At 52.4% G+C, this 25271-nt stretch carries 16 protein-coding genes; 12 read left to right on the top strand and 4 right to left on the bottom strand.

Annotation, left to right across the window (positions count from 1 at the left end; translation table 11 throughout):
* Positions 1-67: 67 nt before the first annotated feature.
* The 12 genes from BUA40_RS02950 to BUA40_RS14325 all read left to right on the top strand — a co-directional run bounded on the left by BUA40_RS02950 (position 68) and on the right by BUA40_RS14325 (position 14344).
* Entirely contained in the window at positions 68-1114 is a 1047-nt protein-coding gene (locus tag BUA40_RS02950) for a metal ABC transporter substrate-binding protein (RefSeq protein WP_072798159.1), read from the top strand.
* 7 nt (positions 1115-1121) lie between these two features.
* Entirely contained in the window at positions 1122-1766 is a 645-nt protein-coding gene (locus BUA40_RS02945) for a metal ABC transporter ATP-binding protein (RefSeq protein WP_072798156.1), read from the top strand.
* Positions 1767-1770: 4 nt separating this feature from the next.
* Positions 1771-2622, top strand: a complete 852-nt coding sequence (locus BUA40_RS02940) for a metal ABC transporter permease (RefSeq protein WP_072798154.1) — start codon at positions 1771-1773, stop codon at positions 2620-2622.
* The gene (locus tag BUA40_RS02935) at positions 2622-3053 is read left to right on the top strand and encodes a hypothetical protein (protein WP_072798152.1); all 432 of its coding nucleotides are present in this window, start codon (positions 2622-2624) and stop codon (positions 3051-3053) included. Before BUA40_RS02940 ends, BUA40_RS02935 begins: the two co-directional genes overlap by 1 nt.
* Positions 3054-3086: 33 nt before the next feature.
* A complete protein-coding gene (locus tag BUA40_RS02930; protein WP_178299517.1) occupies positions 3087-3344 on the top strand; it encodes a hypothetical protein in 258 nt (85 codons plus the stop codon).
* Positions 3345-3389: 45 nt separating this feature from the next.
* On the top strand, positions 3390-3953 hold the full coding sequence (locus BUA40_RS02925; RefSeq protein WP_072798148.1) for a hypothetical protein: 564 nt from the start codon (positions 3390-3392) through the stop codon (positions 3951-3953).
* Positions 3883-5937: a TonB-dependent receptor domain-containing protein gene (locus BUA40_RS02920; protein WP_255369176.1), complete on the top strand. Its 2055-nt coding sequence runs from the start codon at positions 3883-3885 to the stop codon at positions 5935-5937. The genes BUA40_RS02925 and BUA40_RS02920 overlap by 71 nt, the downstream gene beginning before the upstream one ends.
* 26 nt (positions 5938-5963) lie before the next feature.
* On the top strand, positions 5964-7106 hold the full coding sequence (locus tag BUA40_RS02915; protein ID WP_072798146.1) for a CobW family GTP-binding protein: 1143 nt from the start codon (positions 5964-5966) through the stop codon (positions 7104-7106).
* A 70-nt stretch (positions 7107-7176) separates the two neighbouring features.
* Positions 7177-8424 carry an FISUMP domain-containing protein gene (locus tag BUA40_RS14330; RefSeq protein WP_255369175.1) on the top strand — a complete coding sequence of 416 codons (1248 nt, stop codon included), beginning with the start codon at positions 7177-7179 and terminating at the stop codon, positions 8422-8424.
* Between the two features lie 118 nt (positions 8425-8542).
* Positions 8543-12157 carry a methionine synthase gene (metH, locus tag BUA40_RS02905; RefSeq protein WP_072798142.1) on the top strand — a complete coding sequence of 1205 codons (3615 nt, stop codon included), beginning with the start codon at positions 8543-8545 and terminating at the stop codon, positions 12155-12157.
* Positions 12158-12304: 147 nt separating this feature from the next.
* Entirely contained in the window at positions 12305-14101 is a 1797-nt protein-coding gene (locus BUA40_RS02900; RefSeq protein ID WP_083585240.1) for a glycoside hydrolase family 44 protein, read from the top strand.
* Positions 14102-14146: 45 nt separating this feature from the next.
* Positions 14147-14344: a hypothetical protein gene (locus BUA40_RS14325; RefSeq protein WP_143149674.1), complete on the top strand. Its 198-nt coding sequence runs from the start codon at positions 14147-14149 to the stop codon at positions 14342-14344.
* On the opposite strand, the gene BUA40_RS02895 is transcribed toward BUA40_RS14325, so the two are convergent.
* The 4 genes from BUA40_RS02895 to BUA40_RS02880 form a co-directional block, all read right to left on the bottom strand.
* Positions 14296-16902: a carbohydrate-binding protein gene (locus BUA40_RS02895; protein WP_072798140.1), complete on the bottom strand. Its 2607-nt coding sequence runs from the start codon at positions 16900-16902 to the stop codon at positions 14296-14298. The genes BUA40_RS14325 and BUA40_RS02895 overlap by 49 nt on opposite strands.
* A gap of 107 nt (positions 16903-17009) precedes the next feature.
* Entirely contained in the window at positions 17010-18665 is a 1656-nt protein-coding gene (locus tag BUA40_RS02890; RefSeq protein ID WP_255369174.1) for a carbohydrate-binding protein, read from the bottom strand.
* Between the two features lie 114 nt (positions 18666-18779).
* Positions 18780-22358 (bottom strand): fibro-slime domain-containing protein, encoded by a 3579-nt coding sequence (locus BUA40_RS02885; protein ID WP_255369173.1) that lies wholly within the window; start codon positions 22356-22358, stop codon positions 18780-18782.
* Between the two features lie 176 nt (positions 22359-22534).
* On the bottom strand, positions 22535-25216 hold the full coding sequence (locus tag BUA40_RS02880) for a beta-L-arabinofuranosidase domain-containing protein (RefSeq protein ID WP_143149673.1): 2682 nt from the start codon (positions 25214-25216) through the stop codon (positions 22535-22537).
* Between the last annotated feature and the right edge of the window lie 55 nt (positions 25217-25271).

Below are 25271 nucleotides of genomic sequence, written 5' to 3'. Positions count from 1 at the left end.
CGACATATTGTCGCAAGGCATCTTATTCACACGTACAATTTCACGCCAAAATGGCGAAGGACTTTTAATGAAGAAGATCGCATTCATTGCATCTATTTTTGCGCTACTTACACTCTTTATAGCGTGCAACCCGGATTCCGAAAAGAAGAATCCTGAACAACCGGCAAGCAACGGCAAAAAGATTTCCGTTGTTGCCACCATTTACCCGCAGTACGCCTGGCTCAAGGAAATCCTGGGCAACCAGGCCGATTCCCTGGACCTGACGCTCCTGATCAAGAACGGTATGGACTTGCACAGTTACAAGCCCTCGGCGGCCGATATCGCCACAATCGCCAAGGCCGACATGATCGTGTACGTCGGCGGTGAATCGGACGAATGGATCGAAAAGGCTCTTGAAGCAACGCCCAACGAAAAACGCGTGCAAGTGAACTTGCTCGAGGCTTTGGGTGACCGCGTCAAGGCCGAAGAAATCGTCGAAGGCATGCAAGCCGAAGAGGAACACGAGCATCACGAACACGCCGAAGAACATGAGCATCACGAAGATCATCACGAGCACGAAGCTCACGCCGAAGAAGTGGAAAATGACGAACACGTTTGGCTCTCGCTGAAGAATGCCGAAATCCTGGTGATGGCCCTTGCAGACGCCATTTCAAAAGCAGATACGGCTCACGCCATGGAATACCACATGAACGCAGGCCTTTACATTGCAAAAATCAGCGCCCTGGACGCCCAATACCGCGCCGCGATGGATAGCGTCACCCACAAGACAGTCCTGTTCGGCGACAGGTTCCCGTTTCGCTATCTGGTGGACGATTATGGCATTAAGTATTATGCCGCGTTTGTTGGCTGTTCCGCCGAAAGCGAAGCGAGTTTCGAGACGGTCGCCTTCCTCGCCAACAAAATGGATTCGTTAGCGCTGCCCGCCATCTTCACGATCGACGGTGGCAACGGCAAGATTGCACAGGCCGTACTTGCCGCAAGCAAAAAATCCAAGACCGCCGAGGTACTCACCCTCAATTCGATGCAGTCCATAAAGACTTCGCAGATGGATTCCGCAAACTACCTCGATATCATGCGCGAAAATCTCGAAGTGATTAAAAAGGCTTTGAAGTAGGTTCATTATGGTTTTGATTAAGTGCCGTCAATTGACACTTGGGTACGGGAACAAAGATATCGTGAGCGATTTCGACTACGATATTAATGCAGGGGAATACCTTTGCATCGTGGGCCGCAATGGTTCCGGAAAGACCACGCTCTTGCGCGGCATTTCGGGACTGCTTTCGCCCAAGAGTGGAAGTATCGAATTGTGCGACGGCCTTACGCGAAACCAGATTGGCTACTTGCCGCAAATCACGAACGTGCAGAAAGATTTTCCGGCGTCGGTCGAAGAAATCGTGCTCTCTGCGTTCCAGGGTAAAAAAGGACTCTTGCCGTTTTACAAGAGGGCCCACCGGGAACGCGCCATGGAGTGCATGGCGCTTACGCGGACCGAAAGTTTGCGCAAGGCCTGCTTCCGCGAACTTTCGGGGGGCCAAAGGCAACGCGTGCTTTTGGCCCGGGCCCTCTGCGCCGCCGAACGTTTGCTGTTGCTCGACGAGCCCGTCACCGGCCTTGATCCGGAATCGACAGAATCCATGTACAGAATCATTAGCGACTTGCACAAGAGCGGTATGACCATCATCATGGTGACTCACGATCTTGAAGCAGCCCACAGAGAATCCAGCCGCATTCTGGATTTCGACCCGATTGAAGATAGGAGAGGATAGTCCCATGCCTGAATTACTCGACAAGCTCTTCTTCTACCTGGATTTCCCGTTTGTGCGCTATGCAATTATCGTGGGCGTTCTCGTTTCGCTGTGTTCGTCGCTCTTGGGCGTCACTCTCGTGCTCAAGCGCTATTCCTACATTGGCGACGGTCTTTCTCATGTGGCCTTCGGTGCGCTTTCGATTGCAGCCGTTCTCAAGGTTACCAACAATATGCTAATTATTCTCCCCATCACCATCGCAGTCGCCGTGCTGCTTTTGTGCTCGGGAAAAAAGGCAAAGGTCAAAGGCGATGCCGCCATCGCCATGGTATCGGTGGGGGCGCTCGCTATCGGTTACTTACTCATGAATATTTTCTCTACGTCGGCAAATATTTCGGGCGACGTGTGTACCACACTTTTCGGCTCTACATCGATTCTCACGCTCAAGGTAGAAGAAGTCTACCTTTGCGTGGCACTTTCCATTGCTGTACTTACCGTATTCGTTATTTTCTACCATAAAATTTTTGCTATCACCTTTGACGAAAATTTCGCCCAGGCGACAGGCGTACGCGTGATGCTTTACAACATCCTCGTTGCCGTGATTATCGCCGTCATCATTGTTCTTGCCATGAACCTGGTGGGCGCCTTGCTGGTGTCTGCCTTGGTCGTATTCCCAGCCCTTTCGGCCATGCGTCTTTTCAAGAGCTTTTTCTCGGTAACCGTTGCCGCAGGCATTATCTCGGTCTTGTGTTCGCTTACCGGAATCTTGATCGCCATTTTGGCGGGGACGCCCGTAGGTTCTACCATCGTGGCGATAGACATCGTGGTGTTCGGAATCATTTGCCTTGTCAGCCTGATTCGCGATAAAAGAGTTTAATGTCTAGAATATTCTTATTCCTCGTTTTATTCGCGCTTGTAGCACCAAGCTTCGCGCAAAAGCCGGGCCAAACCAAGACCATTCATTTTGACTTGACTAAAATGAGCGGCACCGTTGTGTTCGCCATGGTTAACCGTATGGTGACAGAGCCCGTCAAGTTCCAAGGAAAGCACATCAAGATGGCCGGCGTATTTTCCAGCTACTACGACGATCAAATCGACCGACGCTTTTACGGCTGCGTTATCGCCGACGCGCTCGCCTGCTGTTCGCAAGGACTCGCCTTCGAGCTTGCAAAGCCGCGCAAATACCCCAAAGAATACCCCGCCGAAGGCGATGCCATCATAGTCGAAGGCGACTTCGATTACGAAAAAGACGAAGGTGGCGGAGGATTCCCCATCATTCGCAATGCAGAAATGCAGACCAAGAAATAATTCCGTTTTTTAACTGGATTTTTAGTGAAGTTTTTGAAGACCATAATCGTTGCTTTGGTAGTGGCGGGCGTACTCTCTATCGCCCAGCACCATCACGATGACTTTGACGAGCATGATGATTGCCCGGTCTGCGCGCTAGTGCAGAATGGTCTCGACTTTAGTGGCGATGTTCCCGAAGTCGCCGTGTTTTTGGTGGTTATTTGTGAACTTGTAAGTGAAACTCGCGTCTTCAAGACGAATCCGCATTTTCATTTTTCGAGGCCGCGCGCCCCTCCTGTTCTCTCGATATAATTCGTTAAAACTTTAACCACATCAAACCAAACAATCGAGAGAAAAATGAAAAATTTCAAAACCGTTTACGCGGCATTTCTTGCCGTTGTCCTTAGCGTATTCTTTGCCGCCTGTGGCGACAGCAATAGTGCCTCTACCGACCAGCACGAACACTTTGAAGCCGAAGGCTGGAACCTTTATTGGGGAGACTGGCAACTCGCCTACAGCGTTTATCGCGGCAAGGCCGATTCCTCTATCGAAGTGATGCACGTGAATGCAAACTGCATGAGTGAACACATCTCCGTGAAGTTCCTTGACGACAATAAAAAAGAAGTGGAACCCCCGACGGATGACGAGCATTCCCTCGCCTGGGAAATCGCCGACGAAAAAATTCTTGACGTACACTCCTGCGGTAGCTGGGGTTTCCACCTGAAGGGAGTCAAGGAAGGTGAAACAACTTTGATTCTGAAGGTAAATCACCACGACCATGCGGACGCACGTACACCGGCAATTCGCGTTGTCGTAGACAAGGCCTTGGACGCAGAAGAATGCCCGTTCCATGAACATCATCATGACGACGACGATGATGATCATGACCACCACGATCACGAGCACGAACATGAAGATTAGCCTTATTAGGGCTGCCATGGGGAGCCTCCTTTTAGGAGGCTTCCTTCACTCTTCTTTTGCCCAAATTATAGAGCAAGATTCGGCTCAAGATTTTGTGCAGGATTTAGGAAGTTCGGTGGTGCAAACGGAAGGCCCGACGCACGCCATTTTGGATGGATTGCGCGAAGATGACGATTTGAAAAAGGACGCCCTGGAGCGCAAACTTTCCACAACCATTGCCGAAACCATCAAAAACGAGCCCGACGTAGCCATTCGCTCGATGGGTCCTGCCGCCGCACGCCCCGTCATCAAGGGGCTTTCAGGAAGCCATGTAGAAATTACCGAAGACGGCGCCTTTTGTGGAGACATGAGTGCCACATCGCCCGATCACGCCGTCGCATCAGAAGTTTTAACCGCACACCGACTTCGCGTTTTACGCGGGCCGCATATCTTGGCGCATTCGTTTTCTGCCGCGGGCGGCGTAGTGCAAGTGGAACGCAGGGACATTCCCTTTGACGACACCCTTTTTCACGGCTATGTCGCGGGGTATTCAGAAAGTGCACAGTCGGGGTACGCAACGGCCGTGGGAGCAAACGCGTCGGTTGCAGGCGTTTCGTTGAAAGGAGAACTTTCGGGGCGACGCATGGGTGACATGGAAACGCCCGATGGCACACTGAAAAATACAGATATTGAAAATGGGAGCGGCGCCGTGGGCGCGGCTTACGCCTTGGGGCGTTTCCGTTTCGGAGCATCTTACCGCTGGTTCAACAGCGACTATGGAATTCCAGGCGGATTCATTGGCGGGCACCCGAATGGCGTCGACATCGAAATGTGGAAACGCGACTTGACGCTTCGTGGACTTTATTTGCCGGCCAACTCATCAATCGACACCTTGAGTTTGACCTTTCGAAGCAATCAATATCATCACAAGGAATATGAAGGTAGCGCCGTGGGGGCTGAGTTCGCCGTAAATCAAAGAATACTCCTTATAGAAAAAACAATGGCGAATCTCGGCCCCCTTTTCGGCCTGAAACTAGGAGCGGAACTGGAAACCCGCTGGATTGAAATGGGCGGCTACGTATTCACGCCACCGACTCAGTCTTACGGGGCGGCAACATTTGCTTCTGTAACGACGAGTGGGTGGCGTGGGTTGGAGATTACAGCAGCAGCAAGAATGGGAGGTGCTTTCTTTAGGCCCCACGAAAGTGTGGTGGCCGACATGGAGGCCATCGAAGACCGCAACTTTGCTTTATGGGCATTCGACGTGGAATTTTCGCAACGCGTCGGTGTGGGAAAATTCTTGACGCTTGATGTCTTCAGGACCACACGGGCGCCCACCATCGAGGAGCTTTACAATCAGGGGCCGCATCTCGCCGCCTACACCTACGAACGGGGGAACCATAAGCTAGATGCCGAAAGCGGCTACGGCGGCGAGCTTGAATACCGCGCTTACGGCGAATACCTAAATGTACGCACCTCCGCTTACGGCACGTGGTTCCAGAACCACCTCGCCCCGCGCGCCACCGGAGACACCAACTGGTCACAGCTACTCCCCATTTACGAAGTGCGGGGCGACGAAGCCCTGCTCTACGGCGCCAGCGCCTCTGTAGAAACTGTAGCGGAGCAGGGCTTCCGTGCCGCCACCTCTGCAAGCTATGTGCGCGGCATGTACCGCAACACCCACTGGAGCGACATGCCGCAAATTCCGCCGTTCAAGTTCCACGGCGAACTCGGCTACCTCTGGGAACATGTACGCACCGGGGCGCACACCGACTTTGCACTCGCCCAACATAAGGTGGATAAATACGAGGAACGCACTCCCGGCTACATCACCTTCGGAGCATCGCTAGAATTCTACTGGGAACTCGCCCTCGCCCATTACAGCCTCGTTTTCCGCACCGACAACATTTTCGACGCTGACGTACGCAATCACCTTTCACGACTCAAATCGGTGATGCCCGAAAAGGGCCGCAACTTTAGCGCACTTGCCAAAATCGAATGGTAACACCCATCAAACCACAAAGGAGAACCATGAAAAAGAACAAGAAACCCGTCATCCTCATTACCGGATACCTGGGCTCCGGCAAAACGACTCTCTTGAACAACATTCTCAAGCAAGAGAAACGAAAAGTCGCCCTCATCGTCAACGACATGGGCAGCATCAATGTCGATGCCGAAATCTTGAAGAAGAATGGTTCGAACGTTGCCGAATGTCCGATGTTCGAACTGCAAAACGGTTGCATCTGTTGCACCCTCCGCGACGAATTTATCGAACAAGTCGAAAAGATTTCCAAACTGGATTCTATCGAAGTCGTATTCGTCGAAGCCTCCGGCATTAGCGACCCCGGCGCCGTCAGCGCAAGCTTCTTGGCCTACGAAGAAGACAATCCCAAAACGAATGTCTACTTGACCTCCATCGTTACCGTCGTCGATGCAGACCGCATCTACCGCGAATTCCTCAGCGACCTGAAGCATAAAAAAGAACAGCGGGATCACCTCGCCGACCAATATGATCTTTCGCAAGAAGAAATTTCCACATTGATTGTAGACCAAATCGAATTCTGCAATTTCATCGTCTTGAACAAGTGCGATTTACTCAGCGAAGACCAACTCAAGGAAGTCGAATCCATCGTGCGAGATTTCCAGCCCCGCGCACCGATTATCCATTCGGTAAACGGCGACATCGATATCGATAAGATCATGACGACCAAGCCATTCAACTATGGTCAAATCGAATCGTCCTCGGCCATTCAAAAAGCTACCGCAAGCTTACTGCAATCCGGACGCAGACGCGACAGTTGCGTAGACGAATACGGAATTTCGTCATTCGTTTTCGAGACAAGGCAACCATTCAACAGAACTCGATTCATGGATTTCGTCAACAACCGCTACCCCGCCGAACTCATTCGCTCCAAAGGCTACATCTGGTTCTCGGATGCGAGCAGGGATGTGCAACTGTTCGAACAGGCCGGCAGAAATTCCTCGGTCATGCCCGTTTCCTTTTGGATAGACGCTCTGCGCGAGGATCAAAAGCAAGCCTACCTTGCCGAAAATCCTGAAGTCAGAGAAAACTGGGATTCCCGCTATGGCGACCGCGAAAACCAGGTCGTCTTTATTGGCAACGGTTACAATAAAGATACCATTCGAATGGAACTCGAAAAATGCCTTGACTAACGGCAAATGGTAAATATTTTTTTATTTCTGTTCCATTCGCTGGGGCTTAAAAAAAGATATATTGTGTCCCGTGAAAAGTTTATCGGCGAAATTGATAACGCTACTCATTCTTGCAGGAGTAGCGTTATCCTATGCAATTACGGACGTTCCCATTAACGGCATCAAGGCTTCCGCCACCTTGCCGGATTATGGCCAGAACACCTTCCGTCCCGAAAACATGGTCATGAAAAAGTACGTACACCCCTTCTACCAGGTATGGAGTGCCAAGTACAATGACAAATCAATCACCTTGGAATTCTTGGTAGAGGCCCAGCGACTGGATCAGATTACCCTGTATAACGGGTATATGCGCGATTCCGCCTCTTACGTAAACAACAGCCTCGCCAAAAGCCTCAAGATTTACCTGAACACCTCGGATAACCTCGTGAAGGTGGCCACTCTCGCAAAACCGAAATGGCACGGGTACAAGGACCCGCACGCCGATATCATCGTTTTTGACAGGCCGCTGAAAAACGTTTTCAAGATCATCATTGAAATCGAAGATATTTATCCGGGAAAACTCTATCCCAACGTGTGTATCGCCTTGATCAAGTTCTGGGGATTCCCCAAGTTGCCGCACAAGGCGAAAACCGGACAGATGACAGACCCTCGCGATGGCCAAGTCTACAAGACCATCACCATTGGCGACCAGACTTGGATGGCACAGGATATGCGATACAAGACTCCGGGAAGCCGCACTTTTATAGGGGATTCTCCCAAGATCAAGCAGCCTTCGGACGCGGGCTTGGAATATCCGGAATCCGACATCAACGGCGTTTGCCCCGAAGGATGGCGCCTGCCAAAAGCCGCCGAGCTGGAAAACCTGAAATCGAACCTTCCCGTAAACGCTTCTTACGACGACTTGTTCTCTGCCGCCTACCGCAGGCCCTTCTACTCTATCCATCAAGTCGGAAACCTTAGCGGTTCACAGTCCTACTCGACCGACGCGGAAGTATTCTTCTTCCCGACGAATGCCACCGGGATGAATTTTTCCACTCTGACACGCCACTATTATGACGGTGAATGCACCGAAGAATACGGCGAAACTTACGCTTTTGGATCTTACTGGACCAAGGACTCGAAAGAAGTCCCCCTTTGGCCCGACGAAAACGGCAACGTAGAAGTCAAGCAGTTAAGGCACTACCGCTTTGGCGGCACCGATTATTGCGAAGCCATGCTCTGCCACGAAGACTACCATTTTGTGCGTTGCATCGAAGGCTACGATTACCCGGAAGAGACGAACAGCTACGATTCCGGCACGTATCCTGAGCAGGAATAACCCACCAAACGCCCCGAACCTCCCAAAAGAGGGTCTTGAAAGAGGCTCCGCCTTTTTCTATCTTTTATGCATAAAACTAAATAAATGCATAAAACAACGCCGGGATGATGATAGAAAAATGACGTTACGCGAAGCTTTTGAAAGTAAGATGATGCTGCTCGATGGCGGCATGGGTTCTGTTATTCAGACCTACGGAATCAAGGGCGCGAACAACGACATGCTCTCCATCGAAAAGCCGGATATCATTCTCGATATCCAGCGCCGTTACGTGGATGCGGGCGTGGACTGTCTGACGACGAATACGTTCTCGAGCCAACGCGTCAGCCAGCACGAATACCACCAGGAACACCGCATTGCCGAAATGAACCGCGCTGCCGTGAAGATTGCGAAGCAGGCTGCGGCAGAAGCCATGGAAAAGTATGGCCGCCAGGTGTACATTCTGGGCGACGTGGGCCCCACGAGCAAGATGCTCTCCATGAGCGAAGACGTGAACGACCCCGCAAGCCGTAGCATCACCTTTGACGAACTCGAAGACGCCTACCTGGAACAGATTCAGGTGCTGGTAGAAGAAGGCGTTGATGCTATTCTGATTGAAACGATTTTTGATACGCTGAATGCGAAGGCTGCCGCCAGTGCTTTTGTCAAAGTGATGGAAAATGTTTCGCGCCCTGTCGAAGTCATGTTCTCCATGACGGTGAGCGACGCCTCGGGCCGTACGCTTTCGGGTCAGACGGTGGAAGCATTCGCCGTAAGCGTGATGCACATGCATCCGCTTTCTATCGGCTTGAACTGCGGTCTCGGTGCCGACGGTATGGTGCCGTACCTGCGCCGTATGGGCAAGGTCGCTCCTTGCTACATTAGCTGTCACCCGAATGCGGGTCTTCCGAACCAGTTCGGCGGTTACGATGACACGCCCGAAGACATGGTGCGACTCATGGGCGTTTACCTGGACGATAAGCTCGTGAACATGATTGGCGGTTGCTGCGGTACCACGCCGGAACACATCGCCGCCATGCGTAAGATGCTCGACGCCCTACCGGCCGATTACGAACGCCGCAAGCCCGCACCCAAGTATGCCACAAGCCCGCTGCTCCGCCTCGCCGGTTTGGAACCGCTGTTCAAGGAACAGGTGCGTCCGAGTAACGGTGCCGACAGCTGCAACGCCGAAGATTTTGTGAAGGTGGGTGAACGCTGCAACGTGGCTGGCTCCAAGAAGTTCCTCCGCCTTATCAACGAAAAGAATTACGAAGAAGCGCTCGACATCGCCCGCAAGCAAGTGGAAGACGGCGCCGACGTGATCGACGTAAACATGGACGACGGCCTCTTGGACGCTACCGCCGAAATGCAGACCTTCCTGAACCTGCTCGCTTCGGACCCGGCTATCAGCCGCGTGCCGATTATGGTGGACTCTTCCCGTTTCGAAGTGATTGAAGCGGGCCTCAAGTGCGCCCAGGGCAAGTGCATCGTGAACTCCATCTCCCTAAAGATGGGCGAAAAAGCTTTCATTGAGCATGCGCTCACTATCAAGCGCCTCGGTGGTGCCGTCATCGTGATGCTCTTCGACGAAGAAGGTCAGGCCACCAACTACGAGCGCCGCGTGCAAATTGCCGCCCGCGCTTACGACATCATGGTCAAAAAGCTCGGCTTCGATCCTTCTGACATTATTTACGACCCGAACGTTTTGACCGTCGCAACCGGCATGGCGGAACACAACGCCTACGCCATCGACTTTATCCGCGCGGTCCGCTGGATTATGGACAACCTTCCCGGCGTACGCATTTCGGGCGGTCTCTCGAACCTTTCCTTCGCTTTCCGCGGCAACAACTACCTGCGCGAAGCGATGCATACCACGTTCCTGCATTACGCGATTCCGAACGGCATGGGCATGGCCATCATGAACCCCAGCGCAATTATCGAATACAAGACGATTCCGCTGGAACTCCGCATGGCGATTACCGAAGTCATCTACAACACGGAACCGGACGCGAGCGAAGCACTCATCGAAATTGCAAGCCGTATGACCGCGGCCGCCGCAGCCGCCAAGGAAGCGGGCACCAAATACGACCCGAAGGCGATTTTCGCCATGAGCACGGACGCAAGCAGCTCTTCTGACGACAGCGCAAACGCCGCCGCAGATGCAAAGCCCACCACACCCGAAGAACGCCTGCAAGAAGCATTGCTCAAGGGAACTTCCACGACGCTTCAGCCCGACTTGATGGAACTTATCAACCGCGGCGATAGCCCGGTGGGAATCATCTCTGGCCCGCTCATGGACGGCATGAACGAAGTCGGCCGCCGCTTCGGCGAAGGCAAGATGTTCTTGCCGCAGGTGGTGAAGACTGCACGCACCATGAAGAAGGCCGTGGAAATTTTGCAGCCCTACATCGAGGCGGGCAAGGATACCAACGCATCGAGCCGCGGCAAGATCGTAATCGCCACCGTGAAGGGCGACGTGCACGATATCGGCAAGAACATCGTCTCCGTGATTATGGCCTGTAACGGCTACGAAATGGTGGACCTCGGCGTGATGGTTCCCGAAGATGTCATCGTAAAGGCCGTCATCGAAAACAAGGCCGACATCTTGAGCCTCTCCGGACTGATTACACCGTCGCTCGAAGAAATGTGCACCGTGGCGAAGGCCATGCAGGACGCAGGCCAACGCATTCCGATTATCGTGGGCGGCGCTACAACCTCGCCCACGCACACCGCCGTGAAAATTGCCCCGTGCTACGACGGCCCCGTATTCCACGTGCGCGACGCCGCGAGCAACCCGGGCCTCGCCCAAAAACTTTTGGATCCGGCCACTAGCGAGACTACGATTCGCGAAAACCGTGAAGAACAGCAGCGCATCCGCGACAAGCAAAACGGCATCCAGACCGAAGCCGCAAGCGCCATGGCCGCTGCCGAAAAGACTCCGGAAGAACGTCGCTATCAATGCGACTGGAGCAAGTACCAGCCTGTGGAACCGCCGTTCATGGGCGAAAGCAAGCTCCCGCCGATTCCGCTCGAAAAAGTTATCCCGCTTATCAGCTGGGAATACTTCTTCTTCACTTGGAAAATCAAGCCCGAAGAAGAAGAAGCAAAAAAACTCAAGGCCGATGCCGAAGCACTCATCAAGTCGCTCACAAAGCCCGAGTATGCACTGCGTGCCGTGCAGGCGTTCTACCCTGCAGCCGGTACGGAAAAGTCGGTCATCTTCAACACGGGCCGTACCGGCACCGACTCCGACCTTGTCGAAGTCGCCACGGCACGCCAGCAGAATCCCGAAGGCACTTGCCTCGCGCTCTGTGACTACGTTGCTCCTGCGAATGCGAACACCGCAAGCGTCTTCGCCGCTCCCGCCGGTAAAGATGTTTTCCGCGACATCGTGGGTGCCTTCGCCGTCACCGTAAGCGACGCCTTCGTCAAGCGCCTCGAAAAGCTGAAAGCCGAACAGGGCGGCAGCGACTACGACGTTCTCTTGATGCAGACTGTCGCCGACCGCCTGGCCGAAGCCGGCGCCGAATACTTGAGCAAGGAACTCGAACGCACCAACAACTGGAAGGGCATCCGCCCGGCCGTCGGCTACCCCGTGCTCCCGAACATCAAGGAAATCTTCAATGTCGCAAAACTCATCGACTTCGGCAGCGTAGGCATCAGCCTCACCGAAAACGGCGCCATGTACCCGCAGGCCTCCGTGAGCGGCCTCTACATCAGCCACCCCGAAATCGACTACTTCCACGTGAAAGTGTAAACCAAAGTCCGCGCCATTTTGTCCCAATCCGCATCGTATTCGTTGCGGGATTTTCAACATAAATGCATAAAAACGCCCTCGACTCTTCAACCGCTTTTTCAAAAAAGAGATTATTTTAAAGGCAGGTTGTTTAAAAAGGGTTGTTTTATGAAAAAACTTTTAGCCGCTATTACCGTCGCGGGTTTCACGACCGTATCTACAGCCGCCATCGACATCACCGTCGACACGCAAAAAGGTATCAAGAAAATTTCACAGTACCTGTACGGGCGCAACATTGATAAAATCAGCGATGGCGACCCCGAAGTGAATGAAGAAGAAACCGCTTTCATCAACCAGATGCTCGAAGCGGGCGTGCATATGCTGCGTGCAAACAACGGCAACAACGCCACGCGCTACAACTGGCGTCACAAAATGACCGTTCACCCCGACTGGTACAACAACGTTTACTCTCACGACTGGGCGATTACCGCACAAAAAGTCCTTGACAAAATGCCGGGTATCGACGCCATGTACGCCTTCCAGCTCACCGGTTTCGCCGCCAGCTCCACCGACTACAACTTTGGCGACTGGAACTGGAAACAAGAGCACGGATTCTACGCGACCTCGACACTCGACCTTGCAGGTGGCGGCGAAGTAGATGAAGACGGCAAGACACTCGTAAAGGCCGGCGACTACAAGCTCTACAACATGGAATGGCCCGCCGACTCCACCGTCGCCATCATCCCGTACTGGCGTGACGAACTCAAGTTCGACATGAGCCGCTTTAAATACTGGAGCATGGACAACGAAATGGAAATCTGGCGCGGCACACATTCCGACCTCGACTTACCCGTCACCGGAGATTTTCTTGTAGAACACTACATCGAAGTCGCAAAAAAAGCTCGCGCGCAATGGAAAGATATCAAGCTCACCGGCCCCGTTGCCGCAAACGAATGGCAATGGTGTTCCGTCGCCTCGTATAACGAACAGGACCGTCCCAAAGGCCCCGATCGCAATTACTGCTGGCTCGAATACTTTATCATGAAGGTCGCCGAAGAACAAAAGACATCTGGCGTGCGCCTGCTTGACGTCCTGGACATTCACTGGTACCCAAGCGAAAAGGATTACGAATCGCGCATGAACTGGCACCGCGTACTATTCGACACCACCTACAACTACTCCGGCGCAAACGGAATCAAGATGGTAAACGGCGGCTGGGACAACGACAACCAAAAGGAATACATCTTCAAGCGTATTAACGACTGGCTCGACAAATACTTCGGCAAGGATCATGGCATCACGCTCGGCATTACCGAAACAAGCCTCATCGACGAAGATGACCCCATGGTCACAGCCCTCACCTACGCCTCGTTCATCGGCACCATGCAGGACAACGGCGTCGAAATATTCACCCCGTGGACATGGGGAGACGGCATGTACGAAGCAGTCCACCTGTTCAGTCGCTACGGGCATGCGAATCGCATCGAATCCGCCTCCACAAACGACTCACTCGTTTCAGCTTATAGTTCCATCAGCAACAAGGGCGATTCGCTCACAGTCATCTTCGTGAACCGCGCAGAAAAGGACGCACAAGAAATCAACATCGATCTTGCGAACTTCGCCTCCGACGGAACAGTCAAAACACTCACCTTGCAAAATCTCCAAGGCGAAACGTTCGTTTCACACACAAGCAACGCGTTGAAAGAAAACGTGGTAGATGCAAATCCGCAGGGCGGAACCACCTCTGCGACTGGCTACAGCATTAACAGTTTCAAGATGACGCTCCCCGCAAAGTCAATTACCGCAGTACTGCTCACTACGTCAACGCCGACCGTCGTTGACGGCATCAGGCCAAAAGCCACGATTCGACCTGCGCCCCAATACGGAACCACAAGGCGCTTCGACACCAAGGGCCGAAACGTCACGCACACCCGCACAAGTCCCGGCTACTACATCCTGCGATAATTTTTATATATTCCCTTTAAGTACATACAACTTAAAGGGATTTATATGGAAAACAAAGAAGATATTCAGGTCGAAGAAAACCAATCAGAAGTTTTTGAAGGCCGCGAAGAAGCCATGGCAGCATCCGCTGCTGAAAAAAAATTAGGCGGGCATTTGCCCGCCTTTCTTATAGACCCAAGTTTATCTAGCGCCGATTACTTCACCTGCACGCGGAGCGTCTTGCCAGCGCCACGCACCAGGTAGATTCCCTTTGCAAGGCCAGCCTGCTTCAAGGTTTCAGTGAGCGAGAGGCCCGCGCGGTTATTGAAGACACCCATCAAGCGACCGCTTGCGTTAAACACCTTCAGAGAGCGATCCGCATTCGGCATGAAGTCCATGCTGTAGGCGCGAATTCCGGTGGTTCCAAGTTCGTCCTTGGTGAGTGCGAACTGAATCCAGTCGATATTCACGTAAGCACCGGTGAACTGCAGGCGCAGAATATGTTCGCCCTTTTCGATTTCGCTGGTTTCGCCATCCATGAGCGTATAGGTGTTCCAGTCGTCGGTCTGCGGTACCGCAATCGTATCGGTCACGGCCTTACCGTCGATAAACAGGCGAATGCCACCGCCTTCGAGGCCGTCTGCCACGCTGGCGCGGAACACGAACTTGCTTGCGGTCACCACGTTCACGGAGTATTCAAGCCATTCGCCTGCCTGAGTGTAGCCAATGGCATAACCCTTGCTAGCGTCGGCAGAATCTACCTGCACAATGTCGACACCGTCTTCGCGGTAGGCGCCACCTTCGTTCACAAAGTCCTTGTCGCTATACGATACGCTCTGGCCGCCCATATCGTAGTCTTCGAGTTGCACAATTCCCGGGAGGGTGAGCTGAGCCTTGTACGGGGTCTGTTCCATGGCGCCGTTAAAGTCAGCGAGCGGAATTTCCTTGATGTCGCGGATGTAACGGAAGGCCTTTTCGATACCGGCGTTGTTTACCACATCATCGCTGTAATAGTTATTGGACTGCTGCAGAGTGTTCTGACCCGCCTGATTCTGGCCTACGCCTGCAGGGGAATTCTTGAACACGTTTTCTTTCACGGTAAAGCCGCTGGAACCTTCGTCCAGGTAAATAGGCACGTTCCAGTAATCCGCCCACTTGGAGGTTCCGTTATCGTGAATGTAGTTGTGCTGAATTTCGCTGCCAGTGCCCTGGTTACTCAAAGTGTAAATCGGGCCGGAGTCGCAAAGCAAGCGCGCAATGTGGTGAATTTCATTCCAGTTCACATGGTTATTGGTCATGGCTGTCTGCTGCTTTGTCCAGCCAAAGCCAATAGAAATGCCGGAGTAGTAAGTGTAAGAGACTTCGTTATGTTCGATTACCACATAGCGGGGGTAACCGGCGCCAATACCTACGGCACCCTGATGTTCGTTCGTCACGTTGGTGACCAGGTTGTTCTTGACCGTATCGCGGGTGCTGATTTCGTCCTTGTCGCTGGGATTATAGGCGATATGGATTTCAGTCGTAGAATCCTGATAGAACTTGCCCAGCATAATGCCCGCGGCACCGATTTCGAAGAAGGCATTGCCCTGAATCATGTCGTCATTGGTACCCGAGACAAAGTCAAGGCCGGTGGCTGCAATCTGCGAGAATACGTTACCCTGCACCAAGAAGTGGTGCGCATTTTCGACGCGGAAAGCCGCATCGGGGCGCCACAGCAAGTACTTGTTGCTGTTCAGCTTTTCCCAGTTTCCGCGGCTCTGATCCGGAAGAACGTCTACATTGAAATTTGCCGCCTGCAAATCCAAGAAGCCCTCTTCGCTCGGGCGTGTATAATTGGAATGGGCAAAGGTCAGGCCTTCGAAAGACATGTAGCCCACCTTATTCTTGGTGTCTTTACCCAAAACGCTGAACAAAGTATTGAGGCGGGGTGCAACCACGTGGGCAGTCGCCATACTTTCGCCGGAACGCGGCTTGTAATAAAGCACATGGTTCTTTTCGTCCAGGTACCATTCACCCGGAGCGTCAATCAGGTCGTAGGAATTTTCCAGATAGAAAACCTGCTGCTTGGGCGGATTGCTCATGAAGGCGGTGCCGAGCATGGGGAAAGCGCGGTGGAACAGCTTGGTGCGTTCAGGATCCTTGGGGATGAGCTTTGCGGTGCCGCCGTTTACCTGGGCCTTTTCCAAGCGCAAAATGTTTTCGGACCAGGCAATCATCAAGTGGATTTCGACATCCTCGATGTTCTTGATATTCTTGATGTAGTCGGCAGAGACATCGAAGGCGCGGCCCGAAGAGTCCACCTTCGTGAGGCGCACGAAATCGTGGTCGAAACCGCCGTTGCCCTTTTCGTTTGCGGCAATCACGTTGGGAAAACAAGCGCGAACCGCCTTGCGGTTGTTCACGTAAAGCTGGCGGAAACGGCCTTCAACGCCTTCGGCTTTCCAGATGTTGTTCGCCTCGTCGTGAATGGTCCAGCCGGTAATGCCCATACCGCCGGTAATCAAGGGCTTTTCGCCATCGGCAGCTTTATAGCGCACGTAGTGGCCGTCCTTACCGCCGTCGCGTTCGTCAAATGCAATGGTTGCAGGGAGCACGTAGGTGCCTTCGCGAAGAATGACTTCGATGTCGCCTGTCATAGAACCGTTAATGGCGCGCACGGCTTTTTGTGCCTGCGTAATCGTCTTGAACGGAGCATCTTTTGTACCCGCGGCAGCATCATTGCCAGAGGGGGAAACATAGAACGTCGCCTGAGTGGCGGCAGCGGCGGCACCTGCAAAAGCGAGCGTGCAGCCAAAGGCCAAAGAAAGAATCCTTGTATCCATAAGAAACCTCACGAAAAATCCACACCAGTAAAAAAATACCTTTTGATGTCAAAAAAAGAACTCCCTTTTCGGGAGTTCTCGTTGACAAGTTGTCAATGCCGAAACACTTATTTGATACGGTGTCCGGTCAAGTCAAAGCGCATTCCGTTCTTTTCGACAAAGAGCTTGCCGCCTTGCTTGCGGAGGCGCGGGGCCGTCTTGGAAACCGCTGTCGGAGCGATTGCGCGGATTCCTGTTTTGTCTTCACAAGTTTCTTTTTCGCAGAACTGGAGCCAGTCTACATTCACATAGCTGCCTGCAATGACAAGCCTTAGAATGTGTTCGCCAGCAGTAAGGTTTGCGGTTCCGAGATCAACTTGTTTGTATACATTCCAGGTCGTGTCGACCTTTTCGAATGTAATGGTATCGAGAAGCACCTTGCCGTCGACAAGCAGCTGGATTTTTGAAGTTTCGGACGCTGTCGCCACGTTCGCGCGAACGCCGTACTTGCCATCGGCAGCGACTTTCACGCTGTATTCAAGCCACTCGCCCGCTTCGGTGTAACCAATCGCGTAACCCTTGCAAGCGTCACCATTGCAAGTCGCACCATCGAGGGTAACGACATCTACGGCATCTTCGCGGTAGATTTCGCCCTTGTTTGAAGCATCTTTGTCATAGAAACTGAATCGGTTACCGCCCTCGTCGTAATTTTCGGCCTCGATTTTCCCCGGAATTTCGGCAACCTTGTCATTGTATGCCTTGCGTTCTGGCGGGTTCGTTTCGACGGTGTCGGCCCAAGCCATTTTCATGCGGTCTACGCCCGACTGGTTCACGATTTCGAGCTTGATGTTTGCGCCTTCGCCGCTGCGCTTTGTCATACTGTACCAGTCGCCATCGCGAAGCCCCGGCCAGTAAAAACTACCCATTTCCCATTCGCGCAATTGATCGGACATGCCGCGAATGTAGGCCATAAAGTAATTCGTCGGAGTAGAATTATAGTCCATGTAGTCGTAATGCACGCCCGCCTTGTCGCCAGGGCTCATGGCACCGCCCCATTCTGTACACACGGTGCGGTCAACGTACTTGCCCACTTTGCCCTTGAAGCTGTTTTTCCAGCCCTGCTCGGTGGTAATGCTCATGTTCCAGAAGGTGTATTCGTGCACCGCGAAAAGGCAACCTTCAAAACGCGGGTCGTCGGCAATGTCGGGCACATTCCAGGCAAGGCCCGAACCGTCGAGCAGAATATGGTCGCGCGGCACATTCGGGAACTTGCTCAACCACTGGGCATAAAGGTCGCGCAGTTCCGTTTTGCTGTACATGTGCGGTTCGTTGAATATTTCAAAATAGGCATTCGGGTGATCGCCGTATTTTTCGACGATTTTTGCCCACATGCTCCACCAATCATTCATATTTTTCGGGCCTGAAGGCTGTGCGGGGCCCCAGTAGCCCATCACGATGCGGCCCTTGGAAAGACCCATGTCGATAACGCCCGTGTAGGTATCCCAGAACTTGAGAATCGTGGGTTCGTTCACCGGAATTCGCACGCTGTTGGTGCCGAAAAGCTCCTGGAACTGCCCGATAACGCGGTCTGCCACCACAGATGCCGACTGGTAATTGTCCGACAGGCTCATGCCCGAAAGCACCAGCACGTCTGACACGAAATTATCGCGTTTATCTGCCCAGTTCACACCGCGGAACTGACTTGTGACAGCGAAAGAATTCACTGCCGAAATAGCTGTAGCCTCCAAAACGACGCAGGCGGCACGCCTGAATCCAAACATCATAAGAACACCTTCCTTTCCACCTTTTCAAACAACCTGATTATAAATTACCTTTTAAGCGAAAAAAAAAGAACCCCCTAAAAGGAGATTCTATTGACATAATGTCAATGGGGGGGGCTAAAATCCCGATTTTCCGCGGCGTACGCCCCATAGGTAATCGTGCGTGCGGTGCACCGTATTCTTGCCGTCTACCACAATTTTGACTTCGAGGCGCGCAATATAGACGCCTGTACCCACCAATCGCCCGTTTTTGGAGCGCATGTTCCAGGCAAGGAACACTTTACCCTTGTTTTTGAGGCAGCCTTCGTCGCCGTACACTTCTTTGTCGGAACACTTGATGGAACCCGACGTTCCGCCCACATACTGGCCAAATTGGCTAAAATAATGCGTGCGGTAGTAAAGTTCGACTGCATTGTCGGCCACAACCGTCTTTTCGCCGCTGCGGTATTCTTCGAGGTTGTATTCGGTCACATCGCCCCGCTTGATTGCCTCGACCAGTTTTTCGCTCACCCCCGCCTCGGCAAGTTCGGCATCCAGTTTTCCGCTACGGATCAATTCGAACATGTCGCCCTGAGTTACTGTCGTAACCCCGCCTATGGTAATGGTCGTGTCGCGGCTCGCTTCGATATTGGCTTCGGTCATGGTCGCTATCACGCCAAGTTCCTGTTCGCCCACAAAGGCCTTGTAGTTTTCTTCGGTAATGGAACCGTCCAAAATACCATTGATGGTCTGTTCGCTAAAGCCGTACGACGTATCCAACAGATTCACGCGGATATCGTTGAACAACTGCGCAAGCGCTTCTTGTTCGCTAATGCTCGTAATAGTCGTGTCATAATCGGTTTCGCTCCCTATGCGCGACTTGATAAAGGCGTCAAGAGCATCGACCGAATTTTTCGTCTGTTCCACCATGATTTTTGCGATATCGAAATCAAGAAGAGTCCCTTGCACGCCCAGTGAATCAGCTATCTGCTGGGCAGTCTGCGTTGTACCCGTAATAAGCTTCGGCTGCGTTACAGAATTATTCTTGATGATATCGTAGGGATCTTCGCCAAGCGCGACAACACCCGGATTTTCTACGCCGAGGTCCTGGTTTCCGGTAATTACGACCCACGGATTTTCGGCATGCGGCGCATTGCCGACCAAATCACGCGCGGAGCCGCGAGGCGCAAAGCGAATCATGTCCCCGGCATTCGGGAGCACCGCATCCATTTCGCTTACGGCATAAACCAACATCATTTGCGTACCCAAACCGCTCTGCAATACAGGCTTTTCGGGTACCTGATTCGAGCCCGAACGTATGCAGGTGAATTCAAACATCTCGGCAAAGGCGGCCCTGGATTCATCCGTAATCGCTTCGCTAAAGGTAATGTTCAAAAATCTATTCCCGTCTTTGTTTTCGGTTTTCGAAGCCGCAAGAATAATGGGGCCAACGCCATCGGCAACAGGTTCATTTTCGATATAGAAACTGCTTACTTCGCCTTCGTTTTCGTAGGTGAACCAGTTATTCAAAGTCCCTGTGTAAACACCGGACGCATCGCCCGTAAATTGCCTACTGCCAAAGCCGCAAACGCTCTTGCTGCATCCTTCGCCGGTCATGTCTTCAGCCGTGATCACGATATCGGTTTCGTTTATCACCTTGAATTTCGATGTCGGTTGGAACGATTCGCCAAAGGTAAACTGGATCGAATCAAGTCGGCTATTGCCCATGATAGAGCGCTCGAAATGCACATACAAACTATCTGCACGGCCGTCACCGTTTCTATCTACCACAATGGCGCGTTCTACACGGGGTGCAGGCGGTTCGGCAAATTTCAAGTTACTCCAAACCGAAACACCCGCTGCAGCGCCCTTGGCCGTAAGGTTCACGCCCGACACAGGGGAATTCGCACGCACGTAGAACGTGGCGCGACCGTTTTCGTCGAGAGTCACGGCATTGATTTTCTTGCCGCCCACCGTATCTAAAATATCGATATCCGGGTTCGAGAAAGAAAGATTAATCTTGCGGTTGTAATTGTTGACCTTCGCCCATTCTTCAAAGAAGGTAATGTTCACCTGGTATGTCGCATACGCCCAGGGGCCAATTTGGGCGGTGTCGCCCGAAACCTCTTTACCGAGAATCGTCCAGTCTTCTTTTGCAAACGCGACACTCGGCACAGAATAAGAGGGCACCGTAATTTCGACCTTCACCATTTGACTCGGGTCCGCCTTGAGCGTGATTTCTAAGAAGTAATGGCCGGGGGCAAGCGCAAAGCTAGAAACAATCGCCGCAGAGTCAATGGAGAACGTAGAATCGCTCGTAATCTTGATACCTTCGTAATGGGTGCCAATGCCCAGAATTTCTGGCCCTGCGAGGTTTCCGCCCGTAAGCTTGAAGGTAGACACGCCACCGGTCGTATCGAGCTCGGTAGAATTTGCATCAAAGTTGCAAGAAAGCTCGCTCTTCTTGTTTATCTGCCAGACTTCGTAAGTGGTGCCGCCGTCGCGATTGTCCGACGACAAGAAGATTGACGCATCAACCTGCAAATCAATCGAGGTACGCATGCGGAAATTCGAAGAGCCCGTATGGCGTTCCACATAGAAAATATGGAAGTCGTAGATTTTGCCGGGAACAAGTTTGTCGCCCGTATTCTGCCCGATGGTATCGAGATCCACAGCGCCCGCCACCTGGCCATGCTGCCCGCCAATGTCTACCGCCAGGCGGTGGTCGATAAACACCCACACATCGTCGTCACCGTAAAAATCAAAATACTGCCCCGGAACGTATTCAAACGTCGCCTGGATTTTTGCAGCATAGCCGAAGTTATGCTTTCCGATTTTTGTTCCCTTCAGTTGGTCGTAATAAGGGTTCGGAACCGTCTTCGCTTCGTCGAGAAATTCAAAATCGTCCAACAGGAACATGCCGTCCGAATTGGCCTCGTTGCCTTTAGAAATCTGGTCTTTGGAAACTTCAGCAAGCCAGAATCCTTCGTCGTCCATAGACACGTAAAGGTCGCGGCAAGTCATGTTGGTGTACTCGTTGCCTTCGTCGTCTTTGGCAATGACTTCGGGCAAAAACCAACTGTCGAGATGTTCCGTAATCTTGCATTTTTCGGGGAACGGGTCTGCGCGCACGGGGACTCCGTTTTCGCCGAGGTTGTATTCAACCATGCCTGTGACGGCCTTGTCCTTGCCGGAACATCCGCCCGAACCAAAGTCGGCACTGACTCCGTTTGCGGGGTCACCATTTTTGCCGCTACCGTCGCCGTCGCCTTTGGTTCCGTGCAGCCAGTCGTAAACGGTCACGGGAATTTTCTTGAGCGGACAATCGCCGAGTACGCCAGGGTAGCCCGAAAACTGCGCCGGAACATCGGTCTTGTAGCCCTGCACCCAAATGGTGTCCGAAAGTGCTGCCACGGAATCGAGCGATATTTCGCCTGCGATCATAGGTTCTTCAGTCACCATGCCCTCGGCGCCCACGTAATTCAGGCCAACGGTCTGCTTGAAGTAGACGTTGAAATTCTTTTCGGGAGCGTCGACGGTCGCCTTGAACCAGCCACAATAATTGTCAAGCGCAGTCATTGTCGCCACGGAATCGCCGTTCATGAACAAGACCGCATTGGTATTCGACCATGGCGTAAAAAACACAACCGTCTTTTCTGCCGAGGCAACGCCTGTGCCCAAAGCGGCGGCCAAGGCCGCCATTTTGAACTTATTCACCCAATTTACCATATATCCATCCCGGAGAACTTTTAAAATGTTCTCAAATTTTATATGGTAAATATAGCTCTATATTAGCAAAACGTCCTAAATTAACTAAAATTTAACAAATTTAAGCACAAAACTCAGAATTTCGCAGAATTCATGTTCTCAAATTCTGCGAAATGTTCTCAATTTTATCGGTTTTTTCTGAAAATCGTCGTGCCGTAGCTAAAGCCGTCGCGTTGGATCTTCAAAATGTACATGCCGTTTTGCACGTCGCCAAGGCCGATGCTGAAGCTGGATTGCCCCGCCGCAAGCGCCTGCGACTTTACCAAGCGACCGTTCATGCTGAAAATTCTGGCGGTATAGCCCTGCGAAAGCGCCGTACCGGCATCAATCTGCAATTCTCCGCCGTAAACGCGGGCCTTCAAATCAGGGCGAGTAGCCAATTTTGCGGCAATCGCCGTCGGTTCAGGCTTGGGCTTGTTGCGCAGCAGGCGCACACCGTAGAGGCCACCCACCATGTTGCCGGCACCCGCTTGGAACGTCACGCGGATTTCCTTTTTGCCCTTGACCATGGCATCGGGAATCGCATAGACTTCATTCACGAATTCCTTCTTGTTCCACTTGCCCTCGATGCTTTCGGTCGCGAGCTTTTCGCCGTCGATCATGATATCAAAGGTACGGGAGCAGCCTTCGTTGCCCCAATAGCGAACCATCAGGCTCAAGGAATCTTCGCTATTGGTTTCGAGCACGTAGCTGATCATGCCGCCGTCGCCCGCATTGCACTTACCTGCGTCGCGGTAGAATTCACCGTTTGCCGTACCAGAGGTCGTATTTTCGGTCTTCATCTGGTGATCCACTTCGGGCTGCTGCTCGCCAGGAGCCACCTTGTCAACCGTCTTTTCGTCGAGCGCCAAGGCTTCTTCCTGTTCCTTTCTTAGGCGTTCCAGAATCGAGGGGTCCGTAAGCACCATCCAGTACATCATGTAGCGTGCGTCATGCACCTCGTAGAAAGGCTCCAGAAGCAGGCTGCCGTCTTTCTTGTTCGCAAACAAGTACGGCGCCTTGAAGTGCAGCGGTTCGCCCTTGACAGGTTCAAGCTTCGAGGGAATATCTTCTTTTTTGCTTGCAAGCATGGGCGCCTGGTCAAGCGATTCGAGCGCGCCCGAGGCAATATGGCTCCAGCGACCGTCATCGGCTACGAGGCCGTTTAAGTTTGCGGTTCCCGTTTTTGCCGAGAGCACAATCGGGCCGTACATGAGCGCCACGTAGTCAGACACATTCGGCAGGTCTTCGGTATGCACATGCATCGGGTAAAGCACTTCGATCACATCGCCGCTCTTCCAAGATTTTCCGGCCGACACGTAACTCGAAGGGTCAGACTTTTTCACCACAGTGTCGCCGTTGACGATCACCTTGAATTCGCCTTCTTTGACCCAGTACGGGTGACGAATCTGCATGTCGAAAGAGCCGGAGCCGGTAACGGTGAACTTGGAACTTTCACCCTTCGGGAATGCAGTCTCTTGCTTGATTTGCACGTTCTTCGCCTTCCAATTCAGTATAGATGCAGCAAAGAGGTTCACGTAAAGTTTGTCGCCGTCTTTGGTGTAAATAAACTGATTGTACTTGGCCGGGTTTTCCATGCCCGAACCCACGCAGCACCACATGGCCGCGTTCACCTTGGAATACACCCGGTAATGGCGGGGACGTGCAGGAGTGAAGTACACGTACCCGCCATGTTTTGGATGTATTGTGGATAAGATATGGTTAAAGAGCGCACGTTCGTAGAAATCCGCCTGCTTGGCGCTATGGTCCATATTGAACAGGCGTTCCGTGAGCTTGAGCATGTTGTAGGTGTTGCAAGATTCCGGTCCTTCGCGCTCTTCCACATACTTTTTGTGGTTATCGAAAGAGGGGAAATGTTCCGAAATGCTGTTGCCGCCGATTGCAATGCTTCTCTTGTTGACCACACGATCCCAGAAGTATTCGGAGCCCTTTACATATGTTGCGTCATTCGTGAGTTCGGCAACGCGCGCAAAGCCCACAACTTTCGGCACCTGCGTATTCGCATGCACGTTGGTCAGGTTATCATTGCTTGCCGCCATGGCATTCAAAAGCCACTTGTGCGACCAGCGTTTGGCCTCTTTCAAGTACTTGTCTTGTTTGGTGAGCGCGTAGGCGTCGGCATAGACTTCGGCCATGCCGCCATGTTCCGTGCCTAGCATCGATTCCATCTTGGAATCGTTGAGGCCGCCCGTAATTGTTAAGCCCCAATCGCAAAGAGCCAAGAACATGGTCTTAGCCTGTTCATAGCCTGCATAAATGTAGGCATCGCGCAGGCCCGCGTAAAGCTTGTGAATATTGTACCATGGTACCCAATAGCCATTCTGGGCGCCGGCATTGCCGCTCTTCATGCTGAGCCACATCTTTTTGCCGTTGGGCACGCCGCTAATATAGCCCTTAAAGTTATTGTCCTTGGAATTCTGGTCCTGAATCGTCTTGAGTTCATTCAAGACATATTCCAACCGTTCTTTAACCTGAATGTCGTCATTGTCGGCGTAATGCATCGCAAGCGCACTCAGGTAATGCCCGAGTACATGCCCGTCCAAACCAGCCCAGTTCGGGAACTTGGATGCTTTCGGTCTCATGCCCGCTTCTTCGTAGAACGGCGCCAGAAGGCGGTCCACGTCGTAACTCAGCAGGGTTTCTACGTTCAAGTCTTGGCGCTCCTTTAACGGACCGTCAAGCAGTTGAACTTCGTTCAACGCGAACATATCAGGATAAAGAACGTCTTGAGAAAACCCTTGTGTGAAGAGACCTCCAACCAAAGCAAGGGCAACGCAAGCAATTTTTTTTGTTTCGATTCCAAACATCTTGTACCATCCTTTTTCCAACACTACACAACCTTTCTCAAAAATAAATCCGGCA

The sequence above is a fragment of the Fibrobacter sp. UWT2 genome, assembly GCF_900142545.1.
GTDB lineage: Bacteria > Fibrobacterota > Fibrobacteria > Fibrobacterales > Fibrobacteraceae > Fibrobacter.
This window is presented reverse-complemented; position numbering and strand designations above follow the sequence as displayed.